This window comes from Rhodococcus tukisamuensis NBRC 100609 (genome assembly GCF_001894985.1).
Lineage (GTDB): Bacteria > Actinomycetota > Actinomycetes > Mycobacteriales > Mycobacteriaceae > Rhodococcus_G > Rhodococcus_G tukisamuensis.
The window spans coordinates 261,287-283,633 of record NZ_BCXG01000002.1; the positions used below are offsets into that span (position 1 = coordinate 261,287).

19 protein-coding genes and 1 riboswitch are annotated in these 22,347 nt (G+C 67.9%); of the genes, 7 read left to right on the plus strand and 12 right to left on the minus strand.

Translation table 11 applies throughout. The features are described from left to right. Positions 1 to 17: 17 nt before the first annotated feature. From RT2_RS03290 to RT2_RS03305, 4 genes are read right to left on the minus strand one after another with little or no spacing between them, the layout of a single operon-like run. The gene (locus RT2_RS03290; RefSeq protein WP_072843087.1) at positions 18 to 758 is read right to left on the minus strand and encodes an ABC transporter ATP-binding protein; all 741 of its coding nucleotides are present in this window, start codon (positions 756 to 758) and stop codon (positions 18 to 20) included. Then, the gene (locus tag RT2_RS03295) at positions 758 to 2,560 is read right to left on the minus strand and encodes a branched-chain amino acid ABC transporter ATP-binding protein/permease (protein WP_072843088.1); all 1,803 of its coding nucleotides are present in this window, start codon (positions 2,558 to 2,560) and stop codon (positions 758 to 760) included. Before RT2_RS03295 ends, RT2_RS03290 begins: the two co-directional genes overlap by 1 nt. A gap of 2 nt (positions 2,561 to 2,562) precedes the next feature. Then, positions 2,563 to 3,420 carry a branched-chain amino acid ABC transporter permease gene (locus tag RT2_RS03300; protein ID WP_072843089.1) on the minus strand — a complete coding sequence of 286 codons (858 nt, stop codon included), beginning with the start codon at positions 3,418 to 3,420 and terminating at the stop codon, positions 2,563 to 2,565. 6 nt (positions 3,421 to 3,426) lie between these two features. Then, the gene (locus tag RT2_RS03305; protein WP_072843090.1) at positions 3,427 to 4,641 is read right to left on the minus strand and encodes an ABC transporter substrate-binding protein; all 1,215 of its coding nucleotides are present in this window, start codon (positions 4,639 to 4,641) and stop codon (positions 3,427 to 3,429) included. A 230-nt stretch (positions 4,642 to 4,871) separates the two neighbouring features. Between RT2_RS03305 and RT2_RS03310 the strand changes: the two genes are divergently transcribed. After that, positions 4,872 to 5,393 carry a nuclear transport factor 2 family protein gene (locus tag RT2_RS03310; protein WP_072843091.1) on the plus strand — a complete coding sequence of 174 codons (522 nt, stop codon included), beginning with the start codon at positions 4,872 to 4,874 and terminating at the stop codon, positions 5,391 to 5,393. A 123-nt stretch (positions 5,394 to 5,516) separates the two neighbouring features. Further along, entirely contained in the window at positions 5,517 to 6,659 is a 1,143-nt protein-coding gene (locus RT2_RS03315) for an oxidoreductase (RefSeq protein WP_072843092.1), read from the plus strand. Positions 6,660 to 6,785: 126 nt separating this feature from the next. Here RT2_RS03315 and RT2_RS03320 read toward each other — a convergent pair whose 3' ends face one another. Continuing rightward, positions 6,786 to 7,394: a DUF4352 domain-containing protein gene (locus RT2_RS03320; protein ID WP_072843093.1), complete on the minus strand. Its 609-nt coding sequence runs from the start codon at positions 7,392 to 7,394 to the stop codon at positions 6,786 to 6,788. A 171-nt stretch (positions 7,395 to 7,565) separates the two neighbouring features. Between RT2_RS03320 and RT2_RS03325 the strand changes: the two genes are divergently transcribed. Both RT2_RS03325 and RT2_RS03330 read left to right on the plus strand, forming a co-directional pair. Beyond that, positions 7,566 to 8,780 carry a sensor histidine kinase gene (locus RT2_RS03325; protein WP_371851133.1) on the plus strand — a complete coding sequence of 405 codons (1,215 nt, stop codon included), beginning with the start codon at positions 7,566 to 7,568 and terminating at the stop codon, positions 8,778 to 8,780. 59 nt (positions 8,781 to 8,839) lie between these two features. Then, a complete protein-coding gene (locus tag RT2_RS03330) occupies positions 8,840 to 9,502 on the plus strand; it encodes a response regulator (RefSeq protein ID WP_072843095.1) in 663 nt (220 codons plus the stop codon). Here RT2_RS03330 and RT2_RS03335 read toward each other — a convergent pair. Next, positions 9,495 to 10,964 carry a sensor histidine kinase gene (locus tag RT2_RS03335; protein WP_083577036.1) on the minus strand — a complete coding sequence of 490 codons (1,470 nt, stop codon included), beginning with the start codon at positions 10,962 to 10,964 and terminating at the stop codon, positions 9,495 to 9,497. The two genes, RT2_RS03330 and RT2_RS03335, sit on opposite strands and share 8 nt — an antisense overlap. 8 nt (positions 10,965 to 10,972) lie before the next feature. Next, a complete protein-coding gene (locus RT2_RS03340) occupies positions 10,973 to 11,689 on the minus strand; it encodes a response regulator transcription factor (protein WP_072843096.1) in 717 nt (238 codons plus the stop codon). 118 nt (positions 11,690 to 11,807) lie between these two features. Further along, positions 11,808 to 11,872, plus strand: a riboswitch (guanidine-III (ykkC-III) riboswitch). Positions 11,873 to 11,888: 16 nt separating this feature from the next. On the opposite strand from RT2_RS03340, the gene RT2_RS03345 reads away from it, so the two are divergent. The 3 genes from RT2_RS03345 (at position 11,889) to RT2_RS03360 (ending at position 14,363) form a co-directional block, all read left to right on the plus strand. Further along, a complete protein-coding gene (locus tag RT2_RS03345; protein WP_072843097.1) occupies positions 11,889 to 12,203 on the plus strand; it encodes a DMT family transporter in 315 nt (104 codons plus the stop codon). 64 nt (positions 12,204 to 12,267) lie between these two features. Then, complete coding sequence (locus RT2_RS03350) at positions 12,268 to 13,059, plus strand: ABC transporter (RefSeq protein ID WP_072843098.1); 792 nt, start codon at positions 12,268 to 12,270, stop codon at positions 13,057 to 13,059. Between the two features lie 662 nt (positions 13,060 to 13,721). Further along, entirely contained in the window at positions 13,722 to 14,363 is a 642-nt protein-coding gene (locus RT2_RS03360; protein ID WP_072843100.1) for a hypothetical protein, read from the plus strand. A 33-nt stretch (positions 14,364 to 14,396) separates the two neighbouring features. Here RT2_RS03360 and RT2_RS03365 read toward each other — a convergent pair whose 3' ends face one another. The 5 genes from RT2_RS03365 to RT2_RS03385 all read right to left on the minus strand — a co-directional run bounded on the left by RT2_RS03365 (position 14,397) and on the right by RT2_RS03385 (position 22,347). Next, positions 14,397 to 16,031, minus strand: a complete 1,635-nt coding sequence (locus RT2_RS03365; RefSeq protein WP_083577037.1) for an MFS transporter — start codon at positions 16,029 to 16,031, stop codon at positions 14,397 to 14,399. Between the two features lie 44 nt (positions 16,032 to 16,075). Next, entirely contained in the window at positions 16,076 to 17,065 is a 990-nt protein-coding gene (locus RT2_RS03370; RefSeq protein WP_072843102.1) for a linear amide C-N hydrolase, read from the minus strand. Between the two features lie 97 nt (positions 17,066 to 17,162). Beyond that, positions 17,163 to 18,656 carry a benzoylformate decarboxylase gene (mdlC, locus tag RT2_RS03375; protein WP_342742029.1) on the minus strand — a complete coding sequence of 498 codons (1,494 nt, stop codon included), beginning with the start codon at positions 18,654 to 18,656 and terminating at the stop codon, positions 17,163 to 17,165. Between the two features lie 263 nt (positions 18,657 to 18,919). Then, positions 18,920 to 20,296, minus strand: coding sequence for a glutamate decarboxylase (gene gad / locus RT2_RS03380; RefSeq protein ID WP_072843103.1), 1,377 nt, complete (start codon positions 20,294 to 20,296; stop codon positions 18,920 to 18,922). Between the two features lie 65 nt (positions 20,297 to 20,361). After that, positions 20,362 to 22,347: a YhgE/Pip domain-containing protein gene (locus tag RT2_RS03385; protein WP_072843104.1), complete on the minus strand. Its 1,986-nt coding sequence runs from the start codon at positions 22,345 to 22,347 to the stop codon at positions 20,362 to 20,364.

Consider the following 22,347-nt stretch of genomic DNA (forward strand, 5'->3'; position numbering starts at 1 on the left):
GTCGTGGGGCCGGTCGCTCAGGTCACCGACGACATGTCCGCGCGGCCGAGGTAGGCCTCGCGCAGGCTGTCCCGGTTCGTGATCGCCGCCACCGGCTTGTCCATGACGACCTTGCCCATGTCGATCACCGTCACGTGGTCGGCAACCGACAGCGCGGTGTCCACCTCCTGCTCGACCAGCAGCACCGCCAGCCCGCGGGCCTTGAGCGCCTCGACCTGGCGCAGCACGTCCTTGACGATGACCGGGGCCAGGCCGCCGGACGGCTCGTCGAGCAGCAGCACCTTCGGCTGCGACATCAGCGCCTGCCCGATCGCCAGCATCTGCTGCTGACCGCCGGACATGGCCCCGGCCAACAGGTTCTTCCGCTCGGCGAGCATCGGGAACATGTCGTAGACGTCGTCGAGCGAGTTCGCCAGCTTGCGCCGCCCCAGCCCGCGGGAGAAGCCCCCGAGCACCAGGTTCTGGTCCACCGTCTGCTCCCGGAAGACCTTCTTGCCCTCCTGCACGTAGGCCAGTCCGGCGCCGACCCGCTTGTGCGCGGGCATCGAGGTGATGTCCTTCCCCTCGAGCCGGACCGTGCCGGCGCTCGCCTTGTTCAGCCCCGTGATCGCCCGCAACGTGGTCGTCTTGCCTGCGCCGTTGCGGCCCAGCAGCGCGGTGATCTTCCCCGGGAGCACCGTCAGGCTCACGTCGGTGACCACCCGGATGTCCCCGTAGCCGGTGGCCAGCCGCTCGACCGTCAATCCCTGTTCCGACATCAGGACGACACCTCCTCCACGCTGATCCCGAGGTACTCGGTGAGCACCCGGGGGTTGGTCTCGATCTCTTCCGGGGGCCCCTGCGCAATGACCTCGCCCCGGGCCAGGACGTAGATGACGTCCGCGAGCTTGAGCACGAGGTCGAAGTTGTGCTCGACCAGCACGACCGTGCCGCCGGACGCCCGGATCTGGCGCACCAGCTCGGCCAGGCGAAGGATCTCGTCCTCGTCGAGTCCCGACGCGATCTCGTCGAGCAGCAACAACGCGGGCCGCGCCACCACCGCGCGGGCGAGTTCGAGCAGACGACGGTTGCCCAGCGGCAGGTCCGACGCCTTCTCGTTGGCCTGGTCGGCCAGACCCACGAGGTCGAGCACCCGCATGGCCTCGGCTCGGTCGTCGCGAACGACCCTGCGGTACTTGGGTAGTCGCAGGATCGCGCTGACCATGGAGACCCGGTCGGTGCTGTACCGCCCGGTCTGCACGGACTCGAGGACGGTGATGTCCTCGGGGATGTTCGGGGTCTGGAAGGTGCGGGCCACGCCGCGACGCGCGACGGCGTCGGAGGTCAGGGTCTGCAGCTCGCCGTCGCCGAGCGCGATGACGCCGGCGTCGGAGCGGTAGAAGCCGCCGATCATGTTCATCAACGTGGTCTTGCCGGATCCGTTGGGCCCGATCAGCGCGGTCACCTCGCCGGGGCGGGCCGTCAGGTTCACCCCGTTCAGCGCCTTGTTGCCGCCGAAGGCCTTCTCCAGCCCGTCGACCACCAGGAGCTGACCGTCGATCCGCCCGCCGCCGGCGCCCGCCGCGGCCGGGTCGACCGCCGGTGTCGCCGGCACGTACCCCGCGCGACGGTCGAGCTTCTCGATGGCCAGCTTGCCGAACTTCGCCAGACCGCCGCTGAGCAGCACCCCGCCGATGATCAGGAAGATGCCGTAGAAGATCAGCGCGTAGTCCTGGAACTCGGTGGACTGGTTGGGGCCGAACTGCATGATCAGCGCGCCGGCCAGCGCGCCGTAGATGCTGGCCGAGCCGCCGAGGATGCTCGCCGCCAGCACGGTCATCGCAAAGGTGAAGCCGAAGGACATCGGCGAGATGTAGAGGTCGGTGTTGGCGAACAGCGCACCGGCCAGGCCGGCCGGGATGGCACCGATGGCGTAGCCGGTCAGCTTCATCCGGTAGACCGAGATGCCCTGCGCCGAAGCGAGAACCGGACTCTGCTTGAGCGTCCGGAATGCCACACCGTGCCGCGAGAGGACCAGGTTCCGCAGCACCGCGAACCACGCGATCATCACCACGACCACGACCACGTAGAAGCTGTCGGAGTCGATCACGGAACCGAAGAGGGTGGCCTGCTCCATCCCGCTGAGGCCGTTCTTGCCGCCCGTGGTCTCGCTGAAGATCGACAGGATGTCGGGGATCAGCAGCACCAGGAAGAACGACGTCATCGCCAACGACCAGCTGCCCAGGCGCAGGCCCGGGATGCCGGTGAGCAGGCCGACGAGCAGTGCGACCGCGCCGGCCGCGACGATCTGGACGATCAGGTCGGTGTGGCCGTGCACGGAGAGCAGTCCGGCGGTGTAGGCACCGGCCGCGTACATCGCGGCCTGGCCGAGGGCCAGCTCACCCGCATAGCCGAGGCTGAGGTTCAGGCCGCTGACCACCAGCGCCAGGATGCAGGCCAGCTGCATGTTCCGGGTGGTGCTGTACCCGAGCCCGAAGGCCGGTAGGAAGATCAGCAGTACGCCGATCGCGAGCGGGAAGACCCAGCTGGGAATTCGCCGAATGGCTAGCCACGCGGACATGGTCACACCACCCTTTCCTTGACTTTGCCGAACAGGCCGGCGGGCCGGATCATCAGGATCACGATGAGCACCATGAAGACCGTGAGGTTGCTGTACTGCGCGCCGAGCTGATAGGTCGCGACGGCCTCGATGACGCCGACCGACAGTCCGCCGATCAGCGCTCCGTAGAGCGAGCCGAAGCCACCGATGGCCAGGGCCACGAAGCCCTTGAGCGCCAACGACGTTCCGAGTGTCGCGACCGCGAAGGTCTTCGGCCCGACGAAGACGCCGAGCAGGCCGGCGATGGCACCGGAGAGCAGGAACGCGGCAAAGATGAAGCCGCGCACGTTGATGCCCTTGAGCTTGGCGGCCTCCTCGTCCTCGGAGATGCCGACCAGCGCGAGACCGTAGCGGCTCATCTTGGTGAAGCGGCTGAGCACCACCACCAGCACGACGGCGACGACGAGCAGTGCGATTTCCGCGGGATAGGTACGGCCACCAAGGATCTCGACGACGTTGTTACCGCCGGTGAACGGGACGGAAAGCGGGTCCCGGCCCCAGATCAGCTGGGTGATCCCGTCGAGCAGGATCGAGACGCCGAGCGTAGTCACCAACAGGGTGCGGTGATCGGAGACCGGCCGGATGGCCAACACCTCCTCGAGCCCGGCCACCACCGTGACGACGAGCATGGCCATGATCACCACGACCACCACCGGCAGGTCCAGCGTGACCAGACCCGTGTAGGCGACGAACGTGCCGAGCATCATCAACTGCGCGTGCGCGAAGTTGAAGGCCTTCGAGGAGATGTAGACGATGTTGTAGCCGATGGCCACCAACGCATAGACCGCGCCGAGCGCGAGTCCTGACCACAGAAGTGTCATCGGATGTCAGGCCCCGCCGGCGGCCGGGTTCGCGAACTGCCCGTTGAGCAGCGGCGTGGGTGCGATGTAGGTGAAGGTCGAGGCGTCGGGGTTCGAGCTGTGGCTCTCGGCGCTGTAGTTCGGGACCGGGATCATCGCGGTCTTCGCCTGCTTCTGCACCTCGATGTCCTCGATGGCGTCGACCAGCTTGTCGAGGTCGGTGCTGCCTGCGCTCTCGGCGGCGGCGGCGACCATCGGGACGGCGTCGTAGGAGGCCGCGACGATCAGCGTCGAGGCGATGGTCCCCATGCCGGCCATCGTGTCGACCGCGGTGTTGACCAGCTCGTCCGCGGGGTCGTACGCGGTGCTGTGGAACATCTGCATGACCATGTCCTTGGTCTGCGGGACGCCGAGGAAGCCGCCGGGCGGCGGGGTCGCGATCGACGAAGTGCCGGCGACGGAGTTGTTGCCGATCAGCGGGACGTCCCAGCCGAGCCGTTCGAGGCTCTGGATCAGGTAGCCGAGGGGTGCGCCGTAGGCGTCGACGACCAGGGCCTTGGTGCCGGCGTTCTTGAGCGACTGCAGCTGCGCGGTCATGTCCAGCGCCGCGGTGTCGTACTCCTTGCTCTCGGTGACCTTGACGCCGGCGGAGCCGAGCGCGGCGACCATCGCGTTGCCGAAGTTCTCGCCGTAGGTGCTGTTGCCGTGGATGATGCCGACGTCCTGGTACTGCTTGCCGGCGATGAAGGCGGCAATGCCCTTGGCGTACACCTCGGCACTGGGTGAGATGTCGAAGTTGTACGGCGCGACCTTGGGATCGGCCCCGGATGCGGTGGGGCTCATCGTGAACGACAGGATCTTGTTCTGGGTCAGAATCGGGACGGTCGCGGTGCCGACGGTCGAGGAACCGGTGTTGACGTAGAGGTCCGGCTTGGTCTTGCCCGAGGCGATCTCCCGCAGCTTGGAGACCGCGATGGTCGGGTCGCCGCCGTCGTCGAGGACGGTCACCTTGATCTGCCTGCCGTTGACGCCGCCGGATTCGTTGGCGATCTTGGCGCTGGCCTCGACCGCCAGTGCGGAGGTCTTGGCGTTCTTCGCCAGCTGGTCCGGGCCGCTGATGGCGGCCGCCACGTAGACATTGAACTCACCGTTCGAGCCCGCGTCGGCGCCGCTCGAACAGCCGGCCAGGGTCAGCGCACCGACCCCGATCAGGGCGAGCGTCGAGACTGTCAACTTCTTCACTTCGGACTCCTACCTGGTATCCGGGGCCGCGGTACGGCCGGCTCCGGAGGGCAACTGGACGTGGCGCGCCTGGCGACCACTCGGCCGATTCACGCACCCCAAGCAAATGATTGGCCGATCACCAATCAAGCGCTTGATCGATCTAAGCGTATGATCTACGTCATATCAACCGGTCGCCCGGGTCCAGACCCGCCGGCAGCCAGAAAAATAGCTACTGACCAGGAGAAACAGTGAACGAAACCGGACCCGATCCCACCGAGTTGGCCGGCCAACTCGCCGATGTCGAGGCCATCAAGCGACTCTTCGCGGCCCGACTGCGGTGCATGGACACCAAGCAGTGGGACCGCTACGCGTCGTTCCACACCGACGACATCGTCAGCCAGTCGTGGGGCGGGCTGCCGGCGGACAAGCAGCCCGGGACCGACGGCGAGGCCAACCGGGTGGTCGGCGGCGAGGCGCTCACCCGCGCCATCAGCCGGCTCCTCGACGGCCCGGTCTTCGTGACCACCGTCCACCACGCCCACTGCCCGGAGATCACCCTCACCTCACCGACCACCGCGACCGGGATCTGGTCCATGGAGGACAAGCTCTGGTGGTCCGACGAGACCACCGAGCACCACCTGCACGGGTACGGCCACTACCACGAGACCTACCGCAAGGTCGACGGCGAATGGCTGATCAGCTACCGCAAGCTGACCCGCCTGCGCGTCGACGAGACGCCCGGATTCTGGTCGTTCGTGGAGGAGCTGTGAGCACCGCGGGGCGAGCCTCGCGAGGGCCGACGCGTCGGTCGCGCGTCGACGTCCGACCGGCCGCGGGTCCCGCTAACCGGGATTCGGCATGCATTCGCACCGCCCGAGCGATTGGTTGTTAGCGTGACCACCACTGCATCCCCGCTCCACCAGCCCCTGCGCATCCGTGGGCTCGAGCTGCCCAACCGCATCGCCATGTCCCCGATGACCCGCACCTTCTCCCCCGGCGGGGTGCCGACCGAGGACGTCGCGCAGTACTACCGCCGCCGCGCCGAGGGCGGCACCGGGCTGATCGTCACCGAGGGCGTCGGCATCGACCACCCCAGCGCGATCGACCACCCGGACGTACCGAACATGCACACCCCCGCGGCCCGCGACGGCTGGCGCCGCGTCGTCGACCAGGTGCACGAGGCCGGTGGACGGATCGTCCCGCAGCTCTGGCACGTCGGGCCCCTCTTCGGCGCGATGACCGACATGCCGCACATCGCACCGATGCGCCCGTCCGGCGTGTGGGGCACACCCGGCGTCACCTCGTACCCGCAGGAGTACGTCGACCGGGCCGTGCCGGAGACCGCCGCGATGACCGAGGACGACATCGCCGCCGTCATCGCCGCCTACGCCGACGCCGCCCGCACCTCCGTCGAGCTGGGCTTCGACGGCATCGCGATCCACGGCGGCCACGGCTACCTGCTGGACTCGTTCCTGTGGTCCTCGACCAACCTTCGCGACGACGCCTGGGGAGGAGACCTGCAGCGCCGCACCGCGTTCCCCGTCGCCGTGGTCCGCGCGATCCGGGAGGCCATCGGCGACGACCTGCCGATCGTGTACCGGTTCTCGCAGCACAAGCAGCAGGACTTCACGGCCCGGATCGCGGAGACCCCCGAGGAGCTCGGCCTGATCCTGGGCGCCATCGTCGACGCCGGCGCGGACGTCCTCGACGCAAGCTCGCGCCGGTTCGACGCGCCCGCGTTCGAGGGCAGCGACCTGTCGCTGGCCGGCTGGGCGAAGAAGACCACCGGGGCGATCACCATGAGCGTCGGCTGCGTCGGCCTCGGCAAGTCGCTGCGTGACGGGCGACTGGCCGGCGGCAGTGTGGAGAGCGTCGACAACATCGCCGAGCTCGAACGCCGCATCGGGACAGGCGAATTCGACCTCGCCGCCATCGGCCGGCTGCACCTGGCCGACCCGCGGATCACGGAGACGCTGCGCAACGGCGGCCCGCTGCCGACCTTCGACCGCGCGGTGCACGAGTCCGTCCTGACCTGAGGCGACTCCGTCGCTCGTGAGTCCTTCTGGTCCCCCCTGCGGGCCAGAAGGACCACGAGCCGGGCTGTCCGTGGTTTCGGACGAGGCCGCCGCGATCCTCGCGCGGCGGCCTCGTCCGACTCGGCCCTAGATCGTGTTGATCCAGGCGACCCGGTCGGAGGACATCGAGAAGGTGTCCTTGAACAGCACGACGTAGGTTCCGGACGCGGCACCTTGGCGGGCGTCGAAGCAGACGCTTCCCGATGCCTGCCCGCCCGGCGCCAGCTGTCCGGACTCCAGCAGTTCGTGATCGGGGGCGTAGGTGGCGTCGCGGATCGCGCCGTTCGCGTCCTGCATGCTCCAGTCGATGTAGCCGTTGAAGTCGTTCTGTTTGTCGCCGACGTTCTTGATGGTGACGTTGCTGCACATGTAGTCCCCGACGACGCTGCTCCCCTGCTCGAGCGGCGTCACGGTGTACGCAAGACCATCCCGGGTAATCGTGTCGCCGGCCATCGCGGACGTGTCCTTGGCGAGCTTGCCAGGGAATTCCGGGCCGCTGTTCGCCGCGGGAGCGCCGCCACCGTCGCTCGAACCCGAACTGACGGTGGCGCTCTCGTCGCCGCCGACTGCGGAGACCATCGCCACCGTGCAGCCGCCGAAGAGCAGTACCGGGACCCCGATGACGATCCACGGCCAGATCTTGCGCTTCTTCTTCGCCGGCGGCTGCTGCGGGTAGGGCTGATTCGGGTCGGTCATCGGTGAGCTCCTTTGCGGCGGATTCGGTAGTGCTCACAGCTCACTCGACCAGCGGCCGCGGCGCCTCGTCCGATCGGGCGGAACCGGTCGTCCTTTCGGTCGGACCTCGTCCCGGAACTCCACCTTTCGGGTCCTGCCGGACCGCCGTGGTCATTGCGTAGCCTCCATTCGGTGACTGCGAAAACCGAGATCATCCGTCGCCGCGCCTGGACGACGGGCGCAGTGACACTGAGCGTTTTCTGCACCCTGATGGCCCTCGGGCTGTCCGCCGACTCGGGCAACGTCCACGACCTGAACCTCGCCCTCGGCCTGATGCTGAACCTTGGTGCCGCCGTAGCTCTGGTGTGGCGTCATGAGCGCCCCTGGCTGGTCCTCGCTCTGACACTGGCGGGGCCCCTGTTCTTTTCGACTGACGCCACGGCGGCGCTGATCGTGCTCTACGCGATCGCGAAGACCGAGCGGGGCGAGCGACTGGCCGCCGCGGCGATCGCGGTGTTCCTGGCGTGCGCCGTGTCGCTGACCTACGACGCCCACCGCACCCGCGACAACTCGGTTCTGACGATGGGCGCCACCAGGCCGGAGGTGGGTGCACCGAAACCGGAATGGGATATCGCACCGTGGATTCCGTGGTTCGTCGCCGCGGTGCTGGTCGCGCTCGTGGTCGGCGGGGCGATGCTCAAACACACCCGATCCGAGTTGGCCGAAGCCGAGCACAGCCGCGACGTCGCGACCGAGCAGACCTCCGTGATGCGCGATGAGGTGATCCGGACCGAGGAGCGCACCCGGATCGCCCGGGACATGCACGACACCCTTGCCGCGAGCCTGAGTCGCATCTCGCTGTTCGCCGGCGCGCTCCAGGTCAACGGCGCCGACAACCCGGAGAAGGTCGCCAACACCGCCTCGATGATCCGCTCCACCGCTCACGACGCACTCGACGATCTCAAGCACATCGTCGGAGTGCTCCGTGGATCCGCGTCGGCCGGCGCCCGGCCGAGCGGACACCAGGGCATCGACAGCGTCGCCGAGCTCGTGCAATCCGCGCGCGCCGCGGGCCTGCACGCCACCCTGTTCACAGACCTTCGACCCGGCGACGTCGGGACGGTGTCCGGCCACGTCACCTACCGCGTGGTGCAGGAATCGCTCACCAACGCCCAGAAGTACGCGAGCGACCAGACCATCCGCATCGCAATCAGCGGCGCCGCCGAGCTCGGCATCCGAATCGACATCCGCAACGCCCTGAGCGCACAGCCCCCGACAGTCCCGCCCGGGTCAGGGTCTGGCCTGCGCGGGCTCTCCGAACAGACCCGCGACATCGGCGGCACCCTCAACGCCGGAGTACTCGGCACCGAGTTCGTCGTTGACTGCTGGCTCCCCTGGTACGCCTGAACAGAACGCACCCGCCCTCCTGATCGGCCTGTGCCGCCGGGTAATAGCCTGACGGCACCATGACTGCATCCGACGTCATCACCGTGCTCATCGTCGACGACGACCCGTTCGTGCGTCGTGGAGTGGCCGACATCTTCGCCGCCGCCGCCGACATCACCGTCGTCGCCGGCGTCGATGACGGGGACCAGGTCCCCGCCGCTGTCTCGGCCCACCGCCCCCGCGTGGTGCTGATGGATCTGAAGATGCGGCGCGTCGGTGGTCTCGAGGCCACCCGCCACCTGATGACCCTTCCGGATCCGCCTCGTGTGATCGCGATGACCGCGATGGACGTCGACGACCTCGTCATCCAGGCAGTGACCGCCGGAGCCCACAGCTTCCTCTCGAAGGACGAAGCCCCCGAGACCTTCCACCAGTCGGTGCGCGCGGTGGCCGCCGGCAACACCCTGTTCAGCCAGGAGTCACTGCGGCGCATCGTCGGCAGGACACCACCGTCACCCACGACTCATGCGGCGGCGCCGGCCAATCTGGGAACGCTCAGCGAGCGTGAACGTGAAGTACTACGGGCCCTGGCAACCGGTGCATCGAACGCCGACCTCGCCGCCGCCCTGTTCCTCAGCGAAACCACCGTCAAAACCCACATATCCTCGATCTTCACCAAGCTCGGCACCCGCAACCGAGTCGAGGCGGCACTCACCGCGTTCCGGGCGGGCCTGGTCACTTGAGCTCCGGGTCTGCCGACCACGAGGCCGTACGCGAAGGCGACGCCGCCACGTCGGCGTCAGCGCCTCCATCGGCACGCGGCAGCAGCACCCGGAACACCGCGCCGCCCGCCGCGGGCGAGTCCACGGTCACGGTGCCGCCGTGCGCGGCGACGAGGGCCGCCACGATCGACAGGCCCAGGCCGCTGCCCCCGGACTCCCGGGTGCGCGAGGTGTCCGCGCGGTAGAACCGCTCGAAGACCCGCTCGCGGGCCTGCTCGTCCAGGCCCGGACCGGTGTCGGCGACCTCGAGCAACGCGTGCGGCCCGACGGTGCCGACGCGCACGGTGACCGAGGCCGAGTCCGGGGTGTGCCCGAGCGCGTTGCTCACCAGGTTGGTCAGCACCTGCCGTAGCCGCGCGTCGTCACCGAGCACCTGCGGGCAGCCCGGCCCGTCCACCACCTCCAGCGCGATCTCCCGGTCCGGGGCGATCGCGCGGGCGTCGTGGACGGCGTCGGAGGCCACCGTCAGCAGGTCGACGTGCTCCTGCGCGAGCGGTCGCTGCGCGTCCAACCGGGCGAGCATCAGCAGGTCCTCGACAAGCAGGCCCATCCGCGACGCCTCCCCCTCGATCCGCGCCATCAGCATGTCCGTGTCGGTGGTCGCGCCCTGCCGGTACAACTCGGCGAAGCCGCGGATGGTGGTCAGCGGGGTGCGAAGTTCGTGGCTGGCGTCGGCGACGAACCGGCGCATCCGGTCCTCGGAGCGCCGGGCCGACTCCTCGGACGCCTCGGTTGCGGCGAACGCGGTCTGGATCTGGGTGAGCATCCCGTTGAGCGCCACCGACAGTCGGCCGATCTCGGTCCGCTCGTCACGCTCGGGGACCCGGCGGTGCAGGTCGCCCGCCGCGATCGCCGCCGCCGTGTGCTCCACCTCCACCAGCGGACGCAGGCTGCGGCGCACCACCAGGTAGCCCGCGACGCCGAGCACACTGAGCACCACGACGCCGATCCCCACCTGCAGTCCGACCAGCCGTTCCACGGTCTGGTCGACGTCGGCGAGCCGGATCGCGACCGTGACGGCGCCCTCGGGGGTGACGGCGGTCAGGGCCCGCCAGTGCTGGTCGGGGTGCCCGATCGAGCCGACCGTCACCGGGTCCGGGCCGGGGTCCGCCGGCAGGTCCGGGTCGAGCTTGCCGTCGTTGATCGGCGGGTTCACCGTCCCGTCGTTCGTCACCGTGCGCACGTAGAACTGGGTGGGCGGCCGGGCGGGTCCGGCCTCGCCCGGCGGCGGCAGGGGCCGGTCCCCCCGCGGCTTCGCCCAGCCGTGCGCGGCGTCGCGCAACGTCGCGTCGGTGCGGGCGATCAGGGAGTTCTCCAGGGCCGAGGTCACCGCGACCCCCGACGCCAGCAGGCCGAGACCGGCGAGCACCAGCAGCGCGGCGACCAGGGTGAACCGCAACGGCATCCGGCGCAGTGGGCGCATCACGCCCCCTACCTGGGCTCGCGCATGACGTACCCGACGCCACGCAGCGTGTGGATCAGCCGGGTGTCCCCGGTGTCCACCTTGCGCCGCAGGTACGACACGTAGGACTCGACCACACCGACCTCGCCGCCGAAGTCGTAGTGCCACACGTGATCCAGGATCCGCGGCTTGCTGAGCACCACGCCCGCGTTGACCATGAAGTACCGCAGCAGGGTGAACTCGGTCGGCGAGAGCGCCACCGGCTGGCCGGCCTTCCACACCTCGTGGGTGTCGTCGTCGAGTTCGATGTCGGCGAACCGGATTCGGGACGGCGGGACGACGTCGCCGTCCCGGGAGGCGCGGCGCAGGATCACCCGCAGTCGCGCGACCACCTCCTCGAGGCTGAACGGTTTGGTCACGTAGTCGTCCGCGCCGAGGGTCAGCCCGGTGACCTTGTCGTCGACGGCATCCCGCGCGGTGAGGAACAGCACCGGCGCATCGACGCCGTCCGCGCGCAGCCGGCGCAGCAAGCCGAAGCCGTCCATGCCGGGCATCATCACGTCGAGGATCAGGGCATCGGGCCGGAACGCCCGCGCCCGGTCGAGTCCCTCCGCGCCGTTGGACGCGGTCGCCACCTCGAATCCCTGGAAGCGCAGGCTCACGGACAGCAGTTCGACGATGTTCGGCTCGTCGTCGACGACCAGCACCCGGGCTTCGGTTCGGTTGGCACTCACGTTCCCCATCATCACCGCGGGCCCTGTCCGCCGGCTGATGGTTCGCTGGGAACTTCCTGTGAGCCGCGCGGCGACCGCCGGGACAGATTGCTCACAGTGGCTTCGGTTCGACCGTGAGCTCTTGCTACGGTGGTGGCGTCACTCTGACACCCCGGACGAGCGCACCGTACCCGGACAGCGACAAGACGGTGCCTTGGGAGAATCAGTCACCATGGCATGGATCATTCTCGTCATTTCCGGTGTCCTCGAAGCCGTCTGGGCCACCGCCCTCGGCAAGTCCGACGGCTTCAGCCGTCTCGCACCCACTGCGGTGTTCGGCGTCGCGATCGTCGCCAGCATGGCCGGCCTGGCCTACGCCATGCGCACCCTGCCGATCGGCACGGCGTATGCGGTCTGGGTCGGCATCGGCGCCAGCCTCACCGTGGCCTACGCCATGGTCACGGGCAGCGAGTCCGCGTCGGTGGTGAAGGTCCTGCTGATCCTCGGCATCGTCGGCTGCGTGGTCGGGCTCAAGGTCCTGCACTGACAGGCCCTGCGTCCGCGCCGCTCGGAGCCCGAATTGTCCATCGGCACCGGGTTACAGTTACCGCATGAACCTGGTGGCGCTCGTCACACTGCCGGCCCGGGCGAGTCTCTCGCTCGCCGACTCGGCCCTCGGTGTTGCCGAGACCGCGCTCAGTGCCGCACGGCTGATGTTGTCGGCGTCCTCGGGCGGCGCGGCGTCCTCTGCCAACCCGTCGGGCCCGTTGAAGCTGCTGCAGCAGGTCGCCGAACTGGCCTCCGACCAGCGACCGCTGGGCCAGGCGATGCGGCCCGGCGGTCCGCTGGACCGGCTGCTCGAACCGGGCGGCGTGGTGGACCGGCTGACCGCCCCCGGCGGCACCCTCGAGCGAATCATCGAGCCCGGCGGGCCGCTCGAGCGGGTGCTCGCCACCGGCGGACCGGTCGACCGACTGCTCGACGAGGACGGCCCGGTCGAGCGACTGCTCGCCCCCGGCGGCCTGCTCGACCGACTCACCGCGGAGGACGGCCCGCTCGAACGGCTCACCGCCAGCGCCGGACCGCTCGAGACCCTCACCAAGGAGGGCGGCCTCATCGACCGCGCGCTCGAGGAGGGCGGCATCCTCGAGACGCTGCTCGCCGAGGACGGCGCCGTCGAACGCATCATCGCCGAGGGCGGCCCGCTGGACCAGATCGTGTCGCTGTCGGAGACGCTGGCGGCCCTGGCCCCGAACCTGGAGAAGATGGGCGACAGCATCGAACTGCTCCGCGAGACGGTCGGGGTGCTCAGCTCCGCGGTCGGGCCGCTGGGCGACCTCGCCGGCCGACTGCCCGGGCGGTGGCTCAAGGGCGGCCGCGCCAACGGGACCGAGCTGACCTAGCTCCGATCCAACGACAAGGAGATCCGCCGATGCACCGACGTGGTCGGGATCCTCCCCGACCACACCGCATCGATCCGACTCGTCGGTTCCGTCCTCGCCCGCGGCGACAAGCGCGCCGACACCGGGCTCGTCGTCCAGCCGTGGTCCTCGAGCCACCGCAGGGTCGGGAAGGTCTGCGACAGGATCGATACCAGTGACCAAAGGCCCATCCCCGCAACGCTCGCAGCTGACAGCCCGCACCAGATCACCAGGCGCGTTTCCTGCCGCGCTCGAGCGCTTTGTTGCAGTCCGCGGAGCACACACGCCGTTCCTGACAGATCCAGTGCATGTCACGGCGGATCAGGGAGGTGCACCGGGTCCTGCTCGATCGTCTCGCGCGTGACCTCGATCCATGCGAACAAGTCGGGATCTCGAGGCGCTCTTCTGCACCGCGGCAACCGCATTGGTGACCAGGTTCGATGCCTCCGCCCGGGTGAGGGTGTCGAGTGTGCCGGTCGAGAGTCCCGTCAGGGTCCTGGTTCCGGCCTGGGTGTTGAGTGCAATCGCGATCAAGGCGGCCGCTGGTCTGAGCCCGGGGCACGGCAGAGGACTACCACTCGGCAATTCAACGCGCTGACAGCAAATCGTACATTTTACATACAACGCCAACTAGACTGCGGCCCATGCTGATTCACCCGACGCTGCGGATGCAATCATGGGGATTCACCATCGGGGCACTGCTGTTCGCACTCGGATCCGCACCCTGGATTTCCACGGCGATGGGCACCGCCAGTGCCAACACCGTCTTCTTCGTCGGATCCTGGTTCTTCACCGCCGCCGCCTTCGTGCAACTGGTACTGAGCGGGCCGGCGACCACGACCGACCAGGGCAAGCCGGCCATCCGAGCGGAATGGCTCTCCGCAGCCACCCAACTCCTCGGGACACTGCTGTTCAACATCAGCACGGGCGCCGCACTGCACGCTCACACCATCAAGGGCGAAGAGCATCTCGTGTGGAATCCGAACGCCGAGGGGTCGGTCGCCTTCCTGCTGAGTAGCGCCCTGGCCGTCCTGATGTTGCTGCGGGTCAACCAGATCTGGGAACCCGGATCGAGGGACTGGCAAAGCGTGTGGCTGAACATGCTCGGATCGATTGCGTTCGGGATCTCGGCGGTCGGCGCGTTCATCACCCGGGACGGCACGGTGATGGACGACGTGCTCGCGACCGGTGGCACGTTCGTCGGTGCGCTGTGCTTCTTCGCGGCCTCAGCGATGTTCCTCGGCAAGGACGACGAGCCCGCCGGCGAGTTGGCCGGCGCCAGCTGACCCGCACCGGGCCGGCACGGAACCCGGGACAAATCACGCGTCCGGTTCCCGGCGAGACGGCAGGTGCCGGAACGTCACGATCGGCAGGAGTACCGCCAGCCCGAGCACGAAGAGGCTCGCGCGCAGCGCGACCAGTCGGGATTCGATGTTGATCGTGACCGCGCGGTCGAGTTGCTCCGACGTCAGGTCCAGTCCGGCGAGTCGGCCGCGGAGATCGTCGTTCTCGACGAAGCTGACCGAACTGGTGGTCACTTCGATTCTGCTGTCGGACCGCAGGTCCGGGTCGTCGGCGATCCGGCTCGACGCGGACTGAGTGAGCACGGACATCAACACCGCTCCCGCGACTGCGGTTCCGGTACACAGCCCGAGGAAGTTCGCCATTCCCCGAGCGCTGCCGATCTCACCGGAGAGCGACGGCGGGTTGGTCTCCATGAGCAATGCGCTGCCCGCACTCAATCCCACACCGATTCCCAGACCCAGACACACCTCGCTGACCCCGGTCCACCCGCCCGACCACTGATTCGAAATGGTCAACGCCAGCAGCATCACGGACGCAGCAGCGAGCACATGAGCGGCGGTCAACAACGGGCGGCACGCGAACAATCGCATCAGAACCGGTGTGACAGCCGCCGAGACGAGCGCGGCGAGGGAGATCGGCACCAGCATCATCGCCGATCCCATGGGGCTCTTACCCAACACCATCTGGGTGTACAACGGCAGCAGATAGCTCACTCCCGCCATCAGCAGGTTCACCGCGACCAGACCACTCAGGCAGGCACGATTGAGCCCCGACCCGAACACCTGGGGGTCGAGCAGAGCCGTCCGTCCGCTGTCGACCAGCGAATGCTGCCGCGCGGCGAACACATGCAGCACCAGCGCTCCGAGAACCAGCAATGCCAGAACGGGTGACATGCCGAGCACATTCGCCGGCGCCGACTCGGCGGCGAGAAGAAGTCCCCACGCACCGATCTGATTGATCGCCGCGACCAACAGGAGCACACCGACGGCCGACAGCGCGATACTCGTCTTGTCGATGGAGCCACGGAAGGCAGTCCGGGGTAGAACCACTCGGGAAGCGATGACGAGCGTTCCGACAATGATGACGAGTAGGAGGGCGAAGGGCGCCCGCCAGCCCCAGGTCTGCACGAGGAATCCACCGACCAACAGCGCGAGCGCAGCACCGATTCCGGTCGTGCCCGCCAGGATCGACACCGCAACGGTGCGCTGCGCACCGGAATAGGCCTGACCGAGAATCGCCAGCGCGTTGGGAACGAGAAGAGCGCCGCCGAGTCCCGCAACCGCCTCGCCGGCGATCAGCGCCGAGACATCCCGGGCCAGGACGCAGATCAGCATGCCGGCGGCGTACACGGTCAAGCCGAGCAACTGGGTGTTCTTGGCGCCCAGGACTCCGCTGATCTTGCCGCCCGTGACAGTGAAGGCGGCAACGAACACCCCGTACGCAACGATGGCCAACTGCACGTTCGAGATGGTGGTATCCAGGCCCTCGACCACCCCACTGATTGCCATCGGCAGCACCGAGGCGTTGAACACCGAGACGAGGCCGGTGAAGCACACGAGCATCAAAGGCAACCAGCTCGCTCTGAGGAGCGCCTCGTCTGCGCTCTCAGTTGTCACACGAACGGAAGGCTGCTGATCAGCGATATCCATATGTGCACCCCTCGGGGATCATGCGGTGGGTTCGAGCCTGAAGGTCAGGACGGCAGAGTCAGGAACTGCATCGGGGCCGTTTCCTCGAAGCGGCCTGTGACGTTGCCAGCGAGCCCACCCTCGAGCGCCGTGTCGCCCATCAGGTCGAGCTTGCCCGCCGGTGCCCCCACACCGAAGTCCAGCTTGTCGAGGTCAACCCACACGACGTTGGGCCGTGTCGTCGAGTCGAAGACGTACCGCTTGTTGGTCAGGTCGGCGACCGTCTGCCAAATCGTCTGCGACGCATACGGCTTGTCGGGATCAGGGATGCGGAAGGGCTGAGCGGCATTGCGGATGACACTGAACATTCCCGCGACCGCCTCGACCTTCGTCTTGGGCTCCGGCAACCGGCCCACGTAGTACGCGGCGCGAGCGAACCGGTCGGCCGCGAGTGTGGTCCCGGGCAGGGGCTTGGTGCCGCCGAACCCGTCGACCTCCTTCAGCAATTCGATCTGCTTGTCGTAGGTCGGGGAATTGGTCATCACGCGATAGTCGCGGTCGTGCCAGACGGTGGCCTTGCCGTCGAGGTACTCGATGATCGCAGAGTCCCCGTTCGCGTCGTCCAGTGCGAGGTGCACCGCCGGCACCTCGCCGGTCGCCGGATCGCCGAGTGGCACGACCTGAACCTCGGACTCCGCGATCCACGCGGCCGCCTCGGCGACCGTACGGAAGTTGTCCAGGAAGTACTGCAGCCAGATGGCCATGCTCAGGCCCGGCCGGGCCTTGTCATGGGTTCCGTAGTCGGATTCCGCGAGCCACAGGATGTGGCCCGCCAGGCCCACCTCGTTCATGCCGTCCGCCGACATCATGTCGAACGCACCGGCCACGACACTGCCGTACTCGGCGGTCCAAGCGAGAGAACCACCGACGCCGTCGTTACGCTCGATCCCTCGGGGAAGCGACCACAGGTTCGTCCCGGTGTCTCGGTGATAATCCATGTTGCGCCCAACCAGCACGGCCCCGGCAGCGTCCGGCCACATCACCCTTGTACACATAGCTCCACCTTCCGTCGCATTTCGAGTTGCGTTCGAGAGAAACGACATTCGTCATCGAGCGTTCGGAACCAGAAGTCCGAACGGTATGGGAATCGGGCTACAGCAGGGGCGGGACGGTCGGCAGGATCGGCACCTCCAACACGGTGGGGCCGGAGCGGTCGAGTGCGGCCTTCACCGCAACCTGGACCTCGGTCACCGTCTCCGCACGTTCGGCGGCGCATCCGTACCCCTCACCGAGTGCCACGAAATCCAGGGACGGGAGGTCGAGTCCCGGCACGCCCGGCGTGTCTTCCAGCTCTGCAAACGCCTTGAGAATCGCGTACTCCCCGTTCCGTGGAACCACGTAGAGAATGGGGAGTCGATGGGCCGCGGCGGTCCCCAGCGCCTGGATCGCGTAGTGGAACGATCCGTCGCCGATCATCACCACCACCGGGCGGTTTCGGCCGGAATCGCGTTCTGCCAGAGCGACACCCACGCTGGCCGGCAGGGTCCAGCCGAGGCTTCCGCTCGCCGCGGTGTAGAAGGAGTCGGGCTCCTCGATCGGCCACGCCGTGTGCAACTCGGCGATGTTCGAAGGCGATTCCTCCATCAGCACCGTGGCGTCGGGCACCACCGACCGGATGGTCTCGAACAGCTCGAGTGCGGTCATGACCTCACCCGGGTCACCGACCAGCGGTGCCGGATGAGGGGCCATGCGATGCGGATTCACCTCGGCTGGCTTGCTCGGCGCGCGGTCGACGACTCGCTCGATCAAACCCTCGAGCGCAAGAACCGCGTCGCACAGCAGACTGTCCCCGACCGGGGCCTTCCCCGCCTCGGCCGGATCGTCGGTGACATGGAGGAGCGCCATCCCCTCTGGCAGGTACTCCCCGGCGACGTACGGGTAGTAGCGGAACACCGGCGCGCCGATGACGATGCCGACGTCGTGGCCCGCCAGTCGATCCGCAAGTGGGCCGATGGCGAACGGCAGCCCACCCCGGTACTGGGGGTGGTTCTCGGGGAACGGCGGCCGCTCCGAGGACGGCGCCGCCCAGACGGGTGCGCCGAGTTTTTCCGCCAGGGTCACCGCCTGTGCCCAGCCATCCCCGCGGGCGATCGAGGATCCGTAGATGAGCACCGGGTTCTTCGCGCCGGACAAGCGACGGGCGAAGTCGGCGATTCGTTCGGGGTCCGGCCCGATCTGCGTCGCCACCGAGCGAAGCACGGGCGTGCTCGCCGCAGGTTGCTCCCAATCGTCCAGCGGGATCGAGAGGAAGACCGGCCCGGCCGGTGGCTGCACGGCGATCGCGTAGGCGCGCATGAATGCCGCGGGTACGTCCGCGGCCCGGACGGGCTGATAGCTCCACTTGGCCCACGGCTTCGTCAGCATTTCGGGCTCGACGTTGGTCAGCCACGGCTCCATCAGGAGCATGTCGCGTGTCTGGTTTCCCGCGGTCACGATGAGCGGGGTGTGGTTCATCGCCGCGGTCATGATGTTGCTCATCGTGTTCGAGATGCCCGCGGAGGTGTGCACGTTGACCAACGCAGGCGAGCGGGTGGCCTGTGCGTAGCCGTCGGCGATGGCGACCGCCGAAGCCTCCTGCAGTGCCAAGATGTACCTGAAGTCGCTCGGGAGCTCCTTCAGGAAGGTCTCCTCGGTCGAGCCGGGTTTCCGAACACCGTGGTCAGCCCGAGCGTGCGAAGCAGGTCGAATGTGACGTCGCGAACAGTGTGCATCGATATCCACTCCCCTTGTGTCGCCCGCATGGTGTCGCGGGGCATGCTGTCCGAACGCCGGCGCGGCACCCGGAGCTCGGCCGGGTGGCCCGTAACGCACGGGGAGGGCCGGCGGCGGCCGACCCTCCCCTGCTCAACTCAGTGCGCGAACCCCTTGGCGGCGTGCTCGGCACCCGCCTTCAGCCGTGCCACCACGTCCTTCATCGCCAACACCAGCTTGTATGCCATGTCCCGACTGAACCCTTCCCGCAACACGATTCGCAGGACCGCGACGTCCTCCGCGTCGGCCGGCATGGTGTAGGCCGGCACCTGGAAGCCGCGAGCTCGCAGTTCGTGCGAGATGTCGAACACCGTGAACCCGGGATCACCGACGACCTCGAACGACAGCACGGGAATCGCGGTGCCATCGGTGATGACGTGCATGTCGTCCATGGCGGACAGTTCCGACGAGATCATCAGGGCGGTGTCGCGCAGCGACTCCATGATCTGGGTGTACCCCGCGACACCCAGCCTGATGAAGTTGTAGTACTGCCCGACCACCTGGTTGCCCGGCCGCGAGAAGTTCAGCGTGAAGGTCGGCATGTCACCACCGAGGTAGTTGACCCGGAAGACCAGATCCTCGGGCAGGTGTTCCTTCGATCGCCACACCACGAAGCCGATGCCCGGATACGTCATGCCGTACTTGTGGCCACTGACATTGATCGACACCACACGGGGAATGCGGAAGTCCCACTTCAGTTCCGGATGCAGGAAGGGGACCACGAAGCCCCCGCTGGCCGCGTCGACGTGCAGCGGCACGTCGGGGCCGCCCTTCGCGGCGATCTCGTCCAGCACCTTGGCGATCTCGGCGACCGGTTCGAGCTCACCGGTGAAGGTGGTACCGAGGATCGCGACGACCCCGATGGTGTTCTCGTCCACTGCCTCCCGAACCTGTTCCGGCGTGATGACGTAACGCCCCTTCTCCATCGGGAGGTACTTCGGTTCGACGTCGAAGTACCGACAGAACTTCTCCCACACCACCTGGACGTTGCTGCCCATGATGAGGTTCGGGCGCGCCGTGTCCTTGCCCGACGCCTCCCGCGCCGCACGCCATCGCCACTTCAGCGCGAGTCCGGCCAGCATCACCGCCTCTGAAGAACCGACGGTGGACACCCCGGTCGCGGACGCCGGATCGGACTCGTCGAGATCCACCGCATTGAACAGCGCCGCAACCATGTTCACGCACCGGGTTTCGATCTCGGCAGTCTGCGGGTACTCGTCCTTGTCGATCATGTTCTTGTCGAAGGTCTCGGCCATCAGCCGGTCGGCCTGTGGGTCCATCCAGGTGGTCACGAAGGTGGCCAGGTTCAACCGTGAGCTGCCGTCGAGCATCAGCTCGTCGTGGATGAACCGGTAGGCGGCTTCCGGATCGGTTTCGGACTTCGGCATCCGCAGCGCCGGAATCGCATCGGTGCCGAGCCGTCCGGTGTAGGCGGGGGCGAGAGTTTCGGCCGGAGCGGCAAAGGAATCAGACATCTTCTCTCCAATACTCGGTGTAAGAGACCTGCTCGGTGTAGGCGATCGACAGGGATTTCTCCTGGTCACACCTCCAGTGGTGGGTAAAGCCGCTCCATGGTGTACCGGCGGTTGCGGCGGACGGAGAGGGCGCTGACGGTCAGGCTCACCAGCAGGATGCCCACCAGCACCGCGATGGCGATCCACAGCCGCGAGTCGACGTGTTCACCGACGGTGAGCTGTCGCAGCCCGTTGACCGTGTACGTCATCGGGTCGAATGGGTGGATGTACTGGAACGGCTTGGTGGTGGTCGGCACCGGGTAGATTCCGCCGGCAGAGACGAGCTGGAGCATCAGGAAGGCGAGGGTCACCACCCGACCGACCGCTGTCCCGAACAGCGCGTTGAACGCCTGGATCATCGCCAGGTAGGTGGCGGAGATGAGCATCAGGAACGCGATCGTGCCGAGCACGTGCTTGACGTCGAGCCCGACTCCGAAGTGGACGACGGTGTACATGACGATGACTTGCAGGATTCCCACGAGCAGCGCCGGCCAGTACGAGGCCAGCACCGTTCGGTACAAGCCGACTCCACCAACCGTCGGCCGGGACTGCAGGGGGGTCAACAGCATCCAGGTGATGATGCCGCCGACGAACAGGGCCAGGGACAGGAAGAACGGCGCGAATCCGGTGCCGAAGGTGGGCGCGATGTTCGTGTAGTCCTGCTGGAGCTTGACCGGGGTCGACAGCGTCTCCGCCGTCGCCGTCTTCTGCTCGTCCGTCCAGCTCGGAACCTGCCCGGCCCCCTCCCCCAGCGCGGTGGCGAGTTCCTTCGAACCGGACTGCAGTTCGACCATCCCGGACGCCAGCTGACCGGCGCCGCCGGCGAGCTGGTTGCTGCCGTCGGTCAGCTGGACCATTCCCGAGCTGAGGGTGGCGGCACCGCTGCTGAGCTCGTCGGCGCCGCTGCGCAACTGGCGCAGGTCCGACGCGATCCCGCCGTTCTGCAGCAGCGCCAGACCGGACTGCAGGGGGCTGTTGGGGTCGGTGAGCTGGTACTCGACAGCGCGGGCGTCACCGCTGAGCCGATTGATCTCCGCCTGCAACTCCGCGGTGTCGGTGCGAGCCTGCGCGGTGGTGAGCGGCGACAGTGCCGCGACCGCCCGCTGCACGAGGGGATCCGAGCTCTGCCTGAGGATGTCGAGCGCCTGCGAGACCGCAGTGGCGGGTGCGGGCTGCGCAGGCTCGGGCAGCCGGCTCCCGAGGGCCTCGAGTGACTGCCGGAGCTCGGACACCTGGCCGCCGATGTTCGGGACGGCGCCACTACCGAGGGCGTTGATCAGCGGCGTGGTGGCCCCGTCGATTGCGGTCGCGAGCTGGGCCGCGCCACTGGCCAGTTGCGCCGATCCCGATTCCGCAGTGACCATGTTCGTCGCCAGCTCATTGGCGCCCGAGCTGAGCTGGTCCGCTCCGCTCTTCGCGGTGTCGATCCCCGAGGCGAGCTGGTCCGCACCGTCTGCGGCCTTCTCGAGGCCGGAGCCCGCACTCTGCAGGCCGGTCAGGACCTGCCCGACCCCCTGCGCACCGATCGTCGAGTTCACCTGGTTGATGACCTGCTCCGACGCATCCTGCCCGATGATCGTCGCCAGGTAGTTGTTGGCGTCGTTGAAGGTGAAGATCAACTCCGCCTTCTCCGGGTTGTCGCCGTTCGGCGATTCGACTGCGGCACTGAAGTTCTCGGGCAGGGTGATGGTGTAGTAGTACTTCCCGTCCGAGAGCCCCTTGGCCGCCTCCTCCTCGGAGACCTCCGCCAGGTCCAGCTGGCCGGATGCGATGAGCGACTTGACGACCTGTTCGCCGGCGTCGAGTTGCTCCCCGGTGGCAGTGCGCCCGGTGTCGTTGTTGACGATCGCCGCGGGAATCTTGTCGACCGCCCCGAACGGATTCCAGAACGCCCACAGGTACATCGCACCGTAGAGCAGCGGCATGAGAATGATCGTGATGATCGCGATCCGCGGCATGGTGCCGCGGAAGTACCGCTTCGAATCACTGCCGAGAGACACTCCTGCAAGCAC